10 protein-coding genes are annotated in these 15,512 nt (G+C 39.1%); 6 read left to right on the top strand and 4 right to left on the bottom strand.

Features of this window, described 5'->3' with window-relative positions:
* Positions 1-169 precede the first annotated feature (169 nt).
* Positions 170-1,243 (top strand): FAD:protein FMN transferase, encoded by a 1,074-nt coding sequence (locus BCR22_RS02795; RefSeq protein WP_069653472.1) that lies wholly within the window; start codon positions 170-172, stop codon positions 1,241-1,243.
* Positions 1,244-1,254: 11 nt separating this feature from the next.
* The gene (menA, locus tag BCR22_RS02790) at positions 1,255-2,208 is read left to right on the top strand and encodes a 1,4-dihydroxy-2-naphthoate polyprenyltransferase (protein WP_069653471.1); all 954 of its coding nucleotides are present in this window, start codon (positions 1,255-1,257) and stop codon (positions 2,206-2,208) included.
* A gap of 113 nt (positions 2,209-2,321) precedes the next feature.
* Here the strand turns inward: menA and BCR22_RS02785 are convergent, their stop codons facing one another.
* Entirely contained in the window at positions 2,322-3,308 is a 987-nt protein-coding gene (locus tag BCR22_RS02785) for a biotin--[acetyl-CoA-carboxylase] ligase (protein ID WP_069653470.1), read from the bottom strand.
* A 204-nt stretch (positions 3,309-3,512) separates the two neighbouring features.
* Between BCR22_RS02785 and BCR22_RS02780 the strand changes: the two genes are divergently transcribed.
* Positions 3,513-3,725, top strand: coding sequence for a zinc ribbon domain-containing protein (locus tag BCR22_RS02780; protein ID WP_069653469.1), 213 nt, complete (start codon positions 3,513-3,515; stop codon positions 3,723-3,725).
* 136 nt (positions 3,726-3,861) lie between these two features.
* On the opposite strand, the gene BCR22_RS02775 is transcribed toward BCR22_RS02780, so the two are convergent.
* From BCR22_RS02775 to BCR22_RS02765, 3 genes are read right to left on the bottom strand one after another with little or no spacing between them, the layout of a single operon-like run.
* Entirely contained in the window at positions 3,862-4,665 is an 804-nt protein-coding gene (locus BCR22_RS02775) for an ABC transporter ATP-binding protein (protein WP_069653468.1), read from the bottom strand.
* The gene (locus tag BCR22_RS02770; RefSeq protein ID WP_069653467.1) at positions 4,665-5,615 is read right to left on the bottom strand and encodes an ABC transporter permease; all 951 of its coding nucleotides are present in this window, start codon (positions 5,613-5,615) and stop codon (positions 4,665-4,667) included. Before BCR22_RS02770 ends, BCR22_RS02775 begins: the two co-directional genes overlap by 1 nt.
* 56 nt (positions 5,616-5,671) lie before the next feature.
* A complete protein-coding gene (locus BCR22_RS02765) occupies positions 5,672-6,649 on the bottom strand; it encodes an ABC transporter substrate-binding protein (RefSeq protein ID WP_069653466.1) in 978 nt (325 codons plus the stop codon).
* A gap of 502 nt (positions 6,650-7,151) precedes the next feature.
* Between BCR22_RS02765 and BCR22_RS02760 the strand changes: the two genes are divergently transcribed.
* The 3 genes from BCR22_RS02760 (at position 7,152) to rpoC (ending at position 15,490) form a co-directional block, all read left to right on the top strand.
* On the top strand, positions 7,152-7,724 hold the full coding sequence (locus tag BCR22_RS02760) for a hypothetical protein (RefSeq protein ID WP_069653465.1): 573 nt from the start codon (positions 7,152-7,154) through the stop codon (positions 7,722-7,724).
* A 356-nt stretch (positions 7,725-8,080) separates the two neighbouring features.
* Complete coding sequence (gene rpoB / locus BCR22_RS02755; RefSeq protein WP_069653464.1) at positions 8,081-11,698, top strand: DNA-directed RNA polymerase subunit beta; 3,618 nt, start codon at positions 8,081-8,083, stop codon at positions 11,696-11,698.
* A gap of 138 nt (positions 11,699-11,836) precedes the next feature.
* Positions 11,837-15,490, top strand: coding sequence for a DNA-directed RNA polymerase subunit beta' (rpoC, locus tag BCR22_RS02750; RefSeq protein WP_069653463.1), 3,654 nt, complete (start codon positions 11,837-11,839; stop codon positions 15,488-15,490).
* The last annotated feature ends 22 nt before the right edge of the window (positions 15,491-15,512 follow it).

Genomic DNA, 15,512 nt, shown 5'->3' with positions numbered 1-15,512 from the left:
TGCAAGGAGCGTTGTTTCATTGTCTTGATTTACATAGTGCGATGTCCTCCTAGAAAATATTATTTTTAATTGATCTAAAAACACCAACAAAAATAGAAAATCCTTCCCATTAATGCCAAAAAGCGCTACTATAAATAAGACAATTTTTCTATTTAGAAAGAGGGATACGATGAAAAACAAAAAATCGCTAATCATTTTAATAGCAGCACTATTTTTAGTTATTTTAGCAGGATGCAATGCGAAGAACCAAGGGACAAAAATCAATAAAGAACCTTATTCGGATCAACAATCATTGTTAGGAACCTATGTCCAAGTGAGAATTTATGACGACGGTAAAAAAGATGTATTAGAAAAAGCCTTTGATCGTGTCAAAGAATTAGGCGATAAAATCACAGTAAACGAAAAAGGCTCGGAAATTGATGCAATCAACGAACAAGCTGGAATCAAACCAGTTAAAGTTTCTGATGATATTTATCCATTGTTAAAACGAGCATATGAATATAGTGAAGATTCTTCAGGTGGTTTTGATATGGCAATCGGACCAATCACGCAATTGTGGCATATCGGCTTTGACGATGCCCGCAAACCATCGCAGGGGGAGATTGACCAAGCATTAAAATTAGTTGATTATCATAAAGTAAAATTAAACGATGAAGATAAAACAGTTTATCTTGAAGAAAAAGGTATGCAACTGGATTTAGGTGCAATCGCAAAAGGATTCATTACAGACGAGGTCGTGAAAGTGCTAAAAGACAATGGCGTAACAACAGCAATCGTGGATTTAGGTGGTAATGTTTATGTACTTGGACATAGCCCACGCGGTAAGGATATGGATTGGAATGTTGGGATTCAAGATCCGAACAAAGCACGCAATACGGTGATAGGAACAGTTCAAGAAAGCAATAAGACTTTAGTAACTTCTGGTATCTATGAGCGCTTTTTAGAAGTAGATGGTAAAAATTATCATCATTTATTTGATCCTAAGACGGGCTACCCTTTTGATAATGATATTGCTGGTGTGACAGTAATTACAAAAGAATCAATCGATGGTGACGGATTATCAACAGCTGTATTTTCTATGGGGGTCAAAAAAGGGTTGGAGTATGCTGAAGGATTGAAAGATGTTGACGTGATTTTTGTGACAAAAGAAGATAAGGTCTTTGTAAGCAAGGATATTGAAAAAGAATTTGAGTTAGGAAAAGATTCAGGTTATACGATGGGTGATCGTAAAGATCTGAAATAAGGAGAACAGATATGTCATTGAAAGTATTTTTGCAAGTAGTGGAAATTCAGACAAAGTTAGCCAGTCTGTTTCCCTTTGCAATTGGGGTATTATTTTCTATTGCTTATTTCAATCAGTTTCAATTAGGGTACACAGTTCTTTTTTTCACTGGGATGGTCGTCTTTGATATGGCGACAACAGCGATAAATAATTATATGGACTTTAAAAAAGCGAAGTCCGAAGTATATAAATATGAAGAGAATATTATTGGCAGTTCTGGAATCGCACCCGTTATTGTAAGAAATATGATCTTTGGGATGATTGCTTTTTCAGCAGCGATCGGGTTCTTTTTAACCGTCAAAACAGGTTGGTTGTTCTTAGTGATGGGCGGTGTATGTTGTTTTATCGGTATTTTTTACACCTTCGGACCGATCCCGCTCTCTCGAATGCCTCTAGGTGAGGTGTTTAGTGGATTTACCATGGGACTTGGGATCTTTGCGATGACAATTTATTTGAATGTACAAGAGGATCGTCCGTTCTACCTAATGCTTGATTGGCAGCGTGGAACATTCGCTTTGAACGGAAATTTATGGGCGTTATTTGCTATTGTTTGGGCATCTTTACCCATGGTGTTTACGATTGCCAATATTATGTTGGCGAATAATTTGAGGGATTTAGATACGGATATTGACAATCATCGCTATACGTTGGTTTATTATATTGGACGGAAACAAGGCGTGATAGTATTCCAATTATTGATGTTTACTTGTTATTTAGTTATTTTGATTGGCTTACCATTTGGTGTATATCGTTGGCCAATTCTGACCGTATTTTTATCGTTGCCTATTGTTTGGAAAAATCTCCAATCATTTAAGAAAGACTTGCCACACCCTAAAAGTTTTGGGTATTCAATAAAAAACTTGATGGCGTTTAACGGAAGTTATTTATTAGGTTTGTTACTGACGATTAGTTTAGAAAAAATATAAATAAAAAGAAGGAAGCAGAGACCAACAACGGTTTTGTTTCCTTCTTTTTTAGAAAAGTACTCTATACTTGCAACGGATTTAAGGAATTTCTAATATTTTTTATGGTGTAAATTCTAAATCGTTGGATTGATACTACTTAGGCTAATTTCGCCAGAAGACAGCACTTTGTCTGTTTTATCTTGAAGTGTTACAACAAGCTCACCGTGTTCGTTGATTGCTGTGGCGATTCCTTCGTAGTTGACACCTGCTTGTGTAAATGAAACAGTTTTACCAAGGACAAAGGATTTTTGACGATATTCTTCTAGAAAATTTTGATCAGGTAAGTGATTCAGTATGCGATAAAATTGGTTCCAGATAGCACCAATTAATTCATTACGTGTCATTGTAGGTTCTTTTTCTGGGAATAAAGAAGTAGCTTTTTCTCTCAGTTCTTCTGGAAAATCATCTTGTTTTAAACAAAAATTGATCCCCATACCAATGATGACATTTGAAATTTGTCCTGATTCAACATCGCTCATGGCTTCTGATAGAATCCCACAGACTTTTTTGCCATTGATATAGATATCGTTGACCCATTTGATTTCAGTTTGTACAGAAGTGAAATCATCCATGGCTCGAGCGATTGCTACTGCCATGATTATGGTATATTGTGCCATTTCTTCAAAGTTTTGATTAGGCCTCAATAACATGCTCATATAGATACCGCTACCTGCTTTTGAGAAAAAAGGTCGACCGAATCGTCCTTTAGGGGCTTCTTGAATGTCGGCTACGATCAAAGTATTATCTGGTTCGCCATTAATCGCTGCGAGTTTAGCATCTTTCATCGTAGACTCTGAGGCACTTAAAACGGTGATTGAAAGTTTAGGTGTTTTCGAATCTAGTGATAAACGAATTCCTTCTGCAGATAAAACGTCGGATTTATCATAACGATAGCCTTTGTTTCGGCTACTGGAAATAAGGTGTCCTTCTTTTTTTAATTCATTGATTGCTTTCCAAATGGCTGTTCGAGATAAGGAAAGTTGTTGCGCCATTTCTTCTCCGGAAATAAATGAGGGTGTTTGTTTCATTAATAAGGTTAACACCTGACTTTTAGTAGACATAATATTCGCTCCTTTATAATAGTTTCATTGTATCTGATGAAAGGAATGGGGGTCAACCACAATACAGCTGAATGAGGAGAAGAAAATCCATCTAAGGATGTATGTTTTCTTTTGAAAGGCTTGCTATACTTAAATAGTAGGAACGAAGAACACTGAGCAAAATTGTTCTGGGAATAGAGAATTTCAGAGATGGAGTGGGGAAGAATGGAAAAGCAACAATACGTTTGTGATAAGTGTGGAAATGAACAGTATGTTTCCGATCAGTTTCAAGCAATAGGAGGAAACTTTACGAAAATATTTGATGTGCAAAATAAAAAATTTATCACAGTCAGCTGTACGAGATGTGGCTTTACGGAACTATACCGTGGCCAAACGACAGACGGTTGGAATGTGTTAGACTTTTTGATGGGTGGTTAATAGCCTCTAGATAAAAGTGGCTGGGACTGAAACTGTTAATCCTTAAAATAAGAAGGGATTGCTTCTGCTCCCATCGTTTATTCGCATTTAGGGTGTGAAACAAAAGTGATTTTTTACTTTTGTTCCACACCCTTTTTTAACCCAATAATAATTGATCGTCTTTTAATTCGGTACCACTATTTTTGTGGAACATATCCATTAATTCATTGACAGTCAACTCTTTTTTCTGATCAGCAGGTACTTCTACCACAACTTGGCCTTGGTGAAGCATGATCAAACGATTGCCGTAACGAATCGCATCTTCCATGTCGTGTGTCACCATAAATGCCGTTAAATTTTGTTCTTGGATCAACTGTTCAGTTAGCTCCATAACAGTGATCGATGTTTTAGGGTCAAGTGCTGCAGTGTGTTCATCCAATAAAATCAATTCTGGTCGAATCAAGGTAGCCATGAGCAACGTGATTGCTTGTCGCTGTCCGCCAGATAGTAACCCAATTTCTGTGCCTAAACGGTTTTCTAGTCCTAAATTCAAACTAGCTAATTGTTCTTTGAAGAAATTGCGGTCATGTTTACGCACACCATTTCCTAAACCACGTTTTTTTCCTCGTTTCATAGCAAGGGCCATATTTTCTTCTACAGTTAAACGAACAGCGGTCCCCATCTTAGGGTCTTGAAAAACACGGCTGATTTGTTTAGAGCGAGCAACGACACGTTGTTTTGTGATGTCTTTGCCATTTAAAGCTAGCTGACCTTCTTCTATCGGTAATGTTCCAGCAATACTGTTTAACAAAGTAGATTTACCAGCGCCGTTTCCGCCTATGATCGTAATGAATTCACCTTGGTTGATCGTTAAATCGATTCCTTTTAATACGTGGTTTTCATTAACCGTTCCGCGTTCGAAATATTGGTGCAAATTTTTGATTGTTAATACAGGTTCCATTAGTTTGCCCCTCCTTTACGTTTTCCTAGTTTAGAAAAGCCTAATTTTTTTTGAATCAAAGGTGAAGAAAGACAGATGACCAGGATAATCGCTGAGAATAATTTCAAATCTGCCGGATCAACACGTAATTCTAAAACGCATGCAAGGATAAAGCGGTACAAGATCGCACCGATCACAATCGTAATCAACCTTAAACCAAGTGATTTATTCTTAAAGAGAACTTCGGCGATGATGATTGAGGCAAGTCCGATAACGATTGTTCCAATACCAGAGTTTAAATCGGCAAAATTATTATTCTGTACAAGTAAAGCACCTGCCAAAGCAATACAACCATTTGAAAGCATATAACCGATGATCTTCATGTTATCTGTTTTAATTCCGTTCGCTTCACTCATCTCAATGTTGTCACCCGTAGCTCGCGTAGCCAGGCCAATTTCAGTCTTGAAGAATAAAACAAGTAGAAGGATAACGATAAATACAATAATTGCACCGACAACTATCGCGCTGTTGATTTTAGAAAAACCTAATGATTGTGCATGAGAGAAAATGGAGTCTGTGCCAATCAAAGAAATGTTTGGAGCGCCCATGATTCGTGAGTTGATACTGTAAAGGCCAGTCATCGTAATGATTCCCGCCAATAACGCAGGGATTTTTAGTTTTGTATGCAGAAGGCCTGAAACAAGACCCGCCAGCATACCAGCAATAAATGCAAACAGTAATGCAATAATAGGTGCAACCATATAATGGACATCAAATAAAGACTGGATCGATGCAGGCCAAGTAGTTGGGTCTTTTGCTAAAATAACAGCGGCAACAGCGCCACCTAATGGAAAGCTCCCTTCAGTGGTTAAGTCGGCAATGTCTAAAATACGGTATGTCAGAAAGACTCCGATGGCTAATAGTGACCAAAGAAGGCCTTGAGAGGTTGAGGAAAGTAATATGTCTAACAATAAAATCAGCTTCTTTCAATAATATTTATGTATTTCCCGCAAAAATGCGGAGAAATTTAAGGTGCTTTGATCGTATCTGGATCGATGTCCAAAGCTTTTGCCATATCTTTATTTACGAAAAGTGTTAAGTCTTTTGCTTTTTCAACAGGCATTTCGGCAGGTTTTGCTTCACCTTTTAGAATTTTTGCCGCCATAGCACCTGTTTGTTTACCAAGTGATTGGTAATCGATTCCCACAGTTGCCAATCCGCCTTCTTCAACTTGCTCAATTGAACCTGCGATGACGGGAATTTTGTGTTCTTTTGCTACTTCGCCGATAACCGCAGCGGCCGAAGCGAAGGTGTTGTCGGTTGGAATGTAAATCGCGTCGACATCTTTTGCTAAGCTAGTTGTTACTTGTTGGACATCATTTGTAGAGTTGGCAGTTAAAACTTTAGAGTTGATTCCAGCATCTTTTAGGGCTTTTTCAGCCATATCCGCTTGAATTTTAGAATTTGCTTCGCCTGCGTTATACATGATCCCAACGGTTTTCGCATTAGGTACGATGTTCAATAATAAAGAGATTTGTTTATCAATGGGTACGATATCAGTGGTTCCAGTAACGTTACCTCCAGGTTTCTCATCTGATTTGACTAATTTCGCACTAACTAAGTCAGTAACTGCTGTGACTAGAATTGGAATATCGGTTGTTTCGTTTACTAATGATTGAGCGGCAGGTGTTGCAATTCCCAAAAGTAGGTCGGGTTTTTCTTTGACCAATTTTTCACTCATACTTTTCAATTGTGCCTGATCGTTTTGTGCATTGCTGTATTCAATAGTTAGGTTATCGCCGTCTTTAAAGCCGTTTTCAGCTAACCCTTCTTTGAATCCTTCAAACGCTGCATCAAGTGACCCATGTTCAACAGGCTGTAACACACCGATTTTCTTACTGTCGCTGTTTGCGCCATCATTTGCTTTTTTACCGTCGCCACATGCGCCAAGAGCCAATAAAGCTACTGCTGATATGATACTTAATCCGACTAATTTCTTTTTCATTTTGATTCCTCCAATTATAATTGATAAAACAAAAAATCCATTCAGACAATATGCCTAAATGGATTGATAAAAGTCGTAGGTAAACACTTCTTCATTCGCCACTTAGGATTGTCTACGTGGCTGTTTGTTCAGTACAAAGCGCTTTAGCCATCATAGATACAAAAACAGGTTTTTGCTGTTTGTACCCACGATTGCATGAATACAAAACTATCTAAAGTAGCTAAAGTAAGCTTTATTCAGTTGTGGGTTGATTGAATGTGTCATAGAAATCCCTCCGCAAATTGAATTGTGTATAGTATAAGGGAAAAGCAAGCCAACTGTCAACAGATTATTTTAAATTTTCTGAACATTCATTTAACAACGATGAATAAAAAAGAGTATATATTTGTGAATTATTTAAATTAATAGTAATAAATCATTTGAAAATAGATATCTTTATGAATGTAAACGGATTCGTGGTAATATTTAGTTGAATAAATAGCAATTACTTAGGAGGATGTATATGATTTCGAAAAAATTAATTACATTAGGCACGTTAGCAGCAACAGTGTTGGTATTAGGCGCATGTAATGGTGATAAGAAAGAGTCTAAAGATAGTTCTTCTGATAGCAAAACAGAAACTTCAATGAGCTCAAGTGTGGATGCAGTGAGTGGCGCTTCAATTAGTGATAAACCAGAAGTGATCGAAAAAGCGTTGAGCAAAGACGGTAACTGGATTGTTGCAGCAACAGCGGATCTTACGTTTGATAAAGATGTAACAGTTGCGGGTGAGTTCCATGATAAAGGGGAAGCTTCAGGCGATATTTATAGAAAATTAGCGTTATATGCACAAAATTCAGATAAAAAAGTTACAGCTGAATACACTGTAACGGTTCCTCAATTGATTGTTGAAACAGAAAACTTCAACATCGTTAATGGGACTGTTAAAGGTGATATCTTAGTTAAAGCGAATGGATTTGTCTTAAATGGAACAAAAGTTGAAGGGAATGTAACGTTTGAAAAAGAAGAATACAAAACTTCAGCAACATTAGACAAAGAAGGCGCTGAAATTACTGGAGAAACGACCGTTCAATAGGGAAAAAACAGTAGAAGACATTCGATTTTTATCGAGTGTCTTTTTTCGCAGTTGATAGGGTCTTTTAGACTCGCGAAAACCCTTGACTTTTGCTATAGAAGGAAGTACAATGTATAGATGCAAAAACTATCTGAAAAATGACAAAGCAGGAGCGAAATATTGTCCGTTCCGGTTTTTAATAGGGAAACAAAAGTAGAAACGCACGAGAAATTTTCAAGAGCACATTCTATTTTTGGTTTTTTTTTGCCTAAAAACTGCAAAAAATGCTCAATATTACAGATATTTAATATTTGTAATATTAAAGAAATATTTTCGGTTAGTGTTTTGATAGACTTTTAATTAGAGGAGTGAAGAGCTTGGCTGGACACGTAGTAAAATACGGAAAACACCGCGAACGTAGAAGTTTCGCCCGGATCAGTGAAGTGTTGGAATTACCCAACTTGATCGAGATTCAAACAGACTCTTACCAATGGTTTTTAGATGAAGGACTAAGAGAAATGTTTGAGGATATTTTACCGATCGATGATTTTCAAGGGAATTTATCTTTGGAATTTGTGGATTATGAATTAAAAGAACCTAAGTATACGGTAGAAGAAGCGCGTGCACATGACGCAAACTATTCTGCACCGTTACATGTTACGCTAAGATTAACGAACCGTGAATCTGGAGAAATCAAATCACAAGAAGTATTCTTCGGTGATTTCCCTCTAATGACTGAAATGGGAACATTTATCATCAATGGTGCAGAACGTGTTATCGTTTCTCAATTAGTCCGTTCACCAGGTGTTTATTTCCATGGAAAAGTAGATAAAAATGGTAAAGAAGGCTTTGGCTCAACAGTGATCCCTAACCGTGGCGCATGGTTAGAAATGGAAACTGATGCAAAAGACATTTCTTATGTACGTATCGACCGTACACGTAAAATTCCTTTAACTGTATTAGTTCGTGCCTTAGGTTTTGGCTCTGACGATACAATTTTTGAAATTTTCGGTGAAACACTAAGCTTACGTAATACGATCGAAAAAGATTTACACAAAAACGCGAGCGATTCTCGTACTGAGGAAGGGTTAAAAGACATCTATGAGCGTCTACGACCTGGCGAGCCAAAGACAGCAGACAGTTCTCGCAACTTGCTGAATGCTCGTTTCTTCGATCCAAAACGTTATGACTTAGCGAACGTTGGTCGTTACAAAGTCAACAAAAAATTAGATTTAAAAACTCGTCTATTGAACCTAACTTTAGGAGAAACATTGATCGATGCTGAAACTGGCGAAATCATTGTTGAAAAAGGGACAGTATTAACTCACCAAGTAATGGAAACATTAGGTGAACATATCGATAATGGCTTAAACAGCGTCACTTATTACCCAAGTGAAGATGGTGTGGTTACTGAACCAATGACAGTTCAAGTAATCAAAGTTCTTTCTCCAAAAGATCCAGAACGCATCGTGAATGTCATCGGTAATGGTTATCCTGATACAAGTGTGAAGACTGTTCGTCCAGCGGATATCGTGGCTTCAATGAGCTATTTCTTTAACTTACAAGAAGACATCGGTAACGTAGATGATATCGATCACTTAGGAAATCGTCGTATTCGTTCAGTGGGTGAATTACTGCAAAACCAATTCCGTATTGGTTTAGCGCGTATGGAGCGTGTGGTTCGTGAAAGAATGTCGATTCAAGACACTGAAACATTAACACCACAACAACTGATCAATATCCGTCCAGTAGTAGCAAGTATCAAAGAATTCTTTGGTTCTTCTCAGCTATCACAATTCATGGATCAAACAAATCCTCTAGGTGAGTTGACACACAAACGTCGTCTATCTGCCTTAGGACCTGGTGGTTTGACTCGTGACCGTGCCGGCTATGAAGTTCGAGACGTTCATTATTCCCACTATGGCCGTATGTGTCCGATCGAAACACCTGAGGGACCAAATATCGGGCTGATCAATAGCTTATCAAGTTATGCCAAAGTGAATAAATTTGGGTTTATCGAAACGCCTTACCGTCGTGTTGATCGTGCCACAGGAAAAGTAACCGATCAAGTGGATTACTTAACTGCTGACACAGAGGATCACTATATCGTAGCGCAAGCAAACTCACGTTTGAATGAAGATGGAACATTTGCTGAAGAATTAGTAATGGCTCGTCTGCAAAGTGAAAACCTTGAAGTAACCATCGATAGAGTCGATTACATGGACGTTTCACCTAAACAGGTAGTAGCTGTTGCGACTGCATGTATTCCTTTCTTGGAAAACGATGACTCCAACCGTGCCTTGATGGGTGCCAACATGCAACGTCAAGCAGTGCCGTTGATCCAACCTCGTTCACCACTTGTGGGAACTGGTATGGAATACAAATCAGCACATGACTCGGGTGCCGCTTTACTATGTAAACATGATGGTGTCGTTGAATATGTGGATGCATCAGAAGTACGCGTTCGTCGTGACAATGGCGCATTAGATAAGTATATGGTCACAAAATTCCGTCGTTCAAACTCAGGAACAAGTTACAACCAACGTCCAATCGTTCTTTTAGGCGAAAAAGTTGAAAAAGGCGATACATTAGCTGATGGACCTTCTATGGAAGAAGGCGAAATGGCTTTAGGGCAAAACGTCCTTGTTGGATTTATGACATGGGAAGGGTACAACTACGAGGATGCGATCATCATGAGTCGTCGTTTGGTGAAAGATGATGTCTATACTTCTATCCATATCGAAGAATATGAATCAGAAGCTCGTGATACAAAATTAGGCCCTGAAGAAATCACGCGTGAAATTCCAAACGTTGGGGAAGATGCTTTGAAAGATCTTGACGAAATGGGCATTATCCGAATCGGTGCTGAAGTTAAAGATGGCGACCTATTAGTAGGGAAAGTAACGCCTAAAGGGGTAACTGAGTTATCTGCTGAAGAACGTTTACTACATGCAATCTTTGGTGAAAAGGCGCGTGAAGTTCGTGATACATCTCTACGTGTGCCTCACGGTGGCGGTGGGATCGTTCATGATGTGAAGATCTTTACTCGTGAAGCCGGAGACGAATTATCTCCAGGCGTAAACATGCTAGTTCGTGTGTATATCGTTCAAAAACGTAAAATCAACGAAGGCGATAAAATGGCCGGACGTCACGGTAATAAAGGGGTTGTATCCCGTATTATGCCGGAAGAAGATATGCCATTCTTACCAGACGGTACACCAATTGATGTCATGTTGAACCCACTAGGGGTACCATCACGTATGAATATCGGACAAGTACTAGAATTGCACTTGGGTATGGCTGCTCGTCAGTTAGGTATCCACATTGCAACACCAGTATTCGATGGTGCTAATGATGATGACGTTTGGGAAACTGTTCGTGAAGCGGGCATGGCTCGTGATGCGAAAACAGTTCTTTATGACGGACGTACTGGTGAACCATTTGATAACCGTATCTCTGTTGGTGTGATGTACATGATCAAATTGGCCCACATGGTCGATGATAAATTACATGCCCGTTCTATTGGACCATACTCACTTGTTACCCAACAACCACTTGGAGGTAAAGCTCAATTTGGTGGACAACGTTTTGGGGAAATGGAAGTATGGGCACTGGAAGCATACGGTGCAGCTTACACATTACAAGAAATCTTAACGTACAAATCTGATGACGTTGTTGGTCGTGTGAAAACATACGAAGCCATCGTCAAAGGTGAACCAATTCCAAAACCAGGCGTTCCAGAATCATTCCGCGTATTGGTGAAAGAATTACAATCACTTGGATTAGATATGCGCGTATTGGACATTGAAGAACAAGAAATCGAATTACGTGATATGGACGATGATGATGATGACTTGATCACTGTTGATGCCCTAACAAAATTCGCGGAACAACAATCAGCGAAACAATTAGAAAAAGAAGCAGCTGAAGCAAAAGAAGCAGCTGATGCAGTGCTTGAACAAGAAATAGAAACTGCTGAAGATACAAAAGACTAATTGTTTCACATTTTGTATAAAGTGCCAATGAAATCCGTTAGTTGTGGACTAGAAAGATCAACCTGATTGTTTCTAGTTCCAAACTACGGTGAATAGCTCATTCAGCTTTTCTAACTAATTGAATGGAGGGAATCCCTTTTGATCGATGTAAATAAATTCGAAAGTATGCAAATAGGTTTAGCTTCTCCAGAAAAGATCAGAAGCTGGTCTTACGGTGAAGTAAAGAAACCCGAAACGATTAACTACCGTACGTTAAAACCTGAACGTGAAGGTTTGTTCTGCGAACGCATTTTCGGCCCAACTAAAGACTGGGAATGTGCGTGTGGAAAATATAAACGTATTCGTTATAAAGGTATCGTTTGTGACCGTTGTGGTGTAGAAGTAACTCGTTCTAAAGTTCGTCGTGAACGTATGGGACATATCGAGTTAGCAGCACCCGTTTCACATATCTGGTATTTCAAAGGTATTCCATCTCGTATGGGTCTTGTTTTAGACATGAGTCCTCGTGCTCTGGAAGAGATCATTTACTTTGCATCGTATGTAGTAATTGATGCTGGAGATACATCTTTAGAGAAAAAACAATTATTAACAGAGCGTGAATACCGTGATAAACGTGATCAATATGGTCAAGGGTTTACTGCAGCAATGGGTGCAGAAGCGGTTAAACAATTATTGGATAACGTTGATTTAGATGGCGAAGTAGCTGGCTTAAAAGAAGATTTAAAATCAGCACAAGGTCAAAAAAGAACGCGTGCAATCCGTCGTTTAGATATTTTAGAAGCATTCCGTGCCTCTGGAAATCTACCAAGCTGGATGGTTATGGATGTCATCCCTGTAATCCCACCAGATTTACGTCCTATGGTTCAATTAGAAGGTGGACGTTTTGCAACTTCTGATTTGAATGACTTATACCGTCGTGTGATCAACCGTAATAACCGTTTGAAACGTTTATTAGATTTAAATGCGCCAAATATCATTGTTCAAAATGAAAAACGTATGCTGCAAGAAGCAGTCGATGCATTGATTGATAATGGTCGTCGTGGCCGTCCAGTTACAGGACCAGGTAACCGCCCATTGAAATCTCTTTCTCATATGTTAAAAGGGAAACAAGGTCGTTTCCGTCAAAACTTACTAGGTAAACGTGTGGATTACTCTGGTCGTTCAGTTATCGTCGTAGGACCTAACTTGAAAATGTACCAATGTGGACTTCCAAAAGAAATGGCGATTGAATTATTCAAACCATTTGTGATGCGTGAATTAGTTCAACGTGAAATTGCAACAAACATCAAAAATGCAAAACGTAAAATCGAACGCGGAGAAGATGAAGTTTGGGATATTCTAGAAGAAGTTATTCAAGAGCATCCAGTATTGCTTAACCGAGCACCTACACTACACAGACTTGGTATCCAAGCTTTTGAACCTGTGTTGGTTGAAGGTCGTGCAATCCGTCTTCACCCATTAGTTTGTGAAGCCTATAACGCCGATTTCGATGGAGACCAAATGGCCGTTCACGTTCCGTTGAACGAAGAAGCACAAGCAGAAGCACGTATGCTAATGTTAGCTGCTCAAAACATTTTGAATCCAAAAGATGGTAAACCAGTTGTAACACCTTCTCAAGATATGGTCTTAGGTAACTATTACCTAACAATGGAAGAAGAAGGACGTGAAGGGGAAGGTATGATCTTCCGCGACATGAATGAAGCTGTTTTAGCATGGCGTAATGGATACGTACATTTACACTCACGTATCGGTGTTCAAACAACATTACTTGGTGACAAACCGTTTACGGATTGGCAAAAAGAACGTATTTTGGTCACAACTGTAGGTAAGATCATCTTTAATGAAATCATGCCTGTAGAGTTCCCTTACTTGAATGAACCAACTGATTACAACTTGACAGTGCAAACGCCTGACAAGTATTTTGTAGAAGCTGGTACAGACATTCCTACTCACATTAAAGAGCAAGAATTAGTCTTACCATTCAAGAAGAAAAACTTAGGAAATATTATCGCTGAAGTCTTCAAGAGATTCCATATCACTGAAACTTCTAAGATGCTTGATAGAATGAAAGACTTAGGGTATAAACATTCGACTCATGCTGGTATGACTGTTGGTATCGCCGATATCATGGTATTGCATGAGAAACAAGAAATCATTGATGATGCCCATAAACAAGTTGAAAATATTACGAAACAATTCCGTCGTGGTCTGATTACAGATGACGAACGTTATGAACGTGTTATTGCTGTTTGGAACAAAGCCAAAGATGAGATCCAACAAAAACTGATCGAAAGTATGGACGCTAAAAATCCGATCTTCATGATGTCAGATTCAGGAGCCCGTGGTAACATCTCCAACTTTACTCAGCTTGCTGGTATGCGTGGACTGATGGCCGCTCCAAACGGACGTATCATGGAACTGCCAATCATCTCAAATTTCCGTGAAGGACTTTCTGTCTTGGAAATGTTTATCTCTACCCATGGTGCTCGTAAAGGGATGACCGATACAGCCTTGAAGACAGCCGATTCAGGTTACTTGACTCGTCGTTTAGTTGACGTTGCCCAAGATGTTATTATTCGTGAAGACGATTGTGGAACTGACCGTGGTCTAGTGATCCAATCAATTCGTGAAGGGAATGAAATCATTGAACCGTTAGAAGAACGTTTACTTGGACGTTATACGCGTAAATCAGTGATGCATCCTGAAACTGGCAAAATGATTATTGGCGAAGATCAACTGATTTCAGAAGATCTTGCAAGAGAAATCGTGGATGCTGGTGTTGAAACCGTAACGATCCGTTCTGTATTTACATGTAATACCAAACATGGTGTATGTAAACATTGTTACGGCCGTAACTTAGCAACTGGTTCAGGTGTTGAAGTTGGGGAGGCAGTGGGTACAATTGCTGCTCAATCAATCGGAGAACCTGGTACTCAATTAACAATGCGTACGTTCCATACAGGTGGGGTTGCCGGAGATGATATTACTCAAGGTCTACCTCGTGTCCAAGAAATCTTTGAAGCACGTAATCCTAAAGGACAAGCAGTTATCACAGAAGTAACCGGTGAAGTAATCGATATTTCTGAAGATCCTGCAACACGCCAAAAAGAAGTAACAATCAAAGGGAAAACTGATACACGCACGTATACAGTTCCTTATACAGCTCGTATGAAAGTCGCTGAAGGCGATACGATCCGTCGTGGTGAGCCATTGACAGAAGGTTCGATCGATCCTAAGCAGCTGCTACAAGTTCGCGATGTTTTATCTGTTGAAAACTACCTATTGCGTGAAGTACAACGCGTTTACCGCATGCAAGGGGTAGAAATCGGTGATAAACATATCGAAGTAATGGTTCGTCAAATGCTTCGTAAAGTTCGTGTCATGGATCCAGGTGACACTGAAATCTTACCGGGTACATTGCTAGATATCGCTGAATTTAAAGATCGTAACTATGACACATTAGTAGCTGGTGGCGTTCCCGCAACAAGCCGTCCAGTCTTACTAGGGATTACAAAAGCATCATTAGAAACAAATAGTTTCTTATCTGCTGCGTCATTCCAAGAAACAACTCGTGTGTTAACAGATGCTGCGATTCGCGGTAAAAAAGACCCATTACTTGGTTTGAAAGAAAATGTTATCATTGGTAAGATCATCCCAGCTGGTACTGGTATGGCTCGTTACCGTAACATGGAACCAAAAGAAGTTGGCGTAGCGAGCGAAAATGTCTACAGTATCTCTGATATTGAAGCACAAATGGCTGCTGAAGATGCTTTGAATGAGTTGAATAAATAGAAAAAAAGAAAAAGGCTTGAAA

It is taken from the genome of Enterococcus plantarum (assembly GCF_001730295.1).
Taxonomy (GTDB): Bacteria; Bacillota; Bacilli; order Lactobacillales; family Enterococcaceae; genus Enterococcus_L; species Enterococcus_L plantarum.
This window is presented reverse-complemented; position numbering and strand designations above follow the sequence as displayed.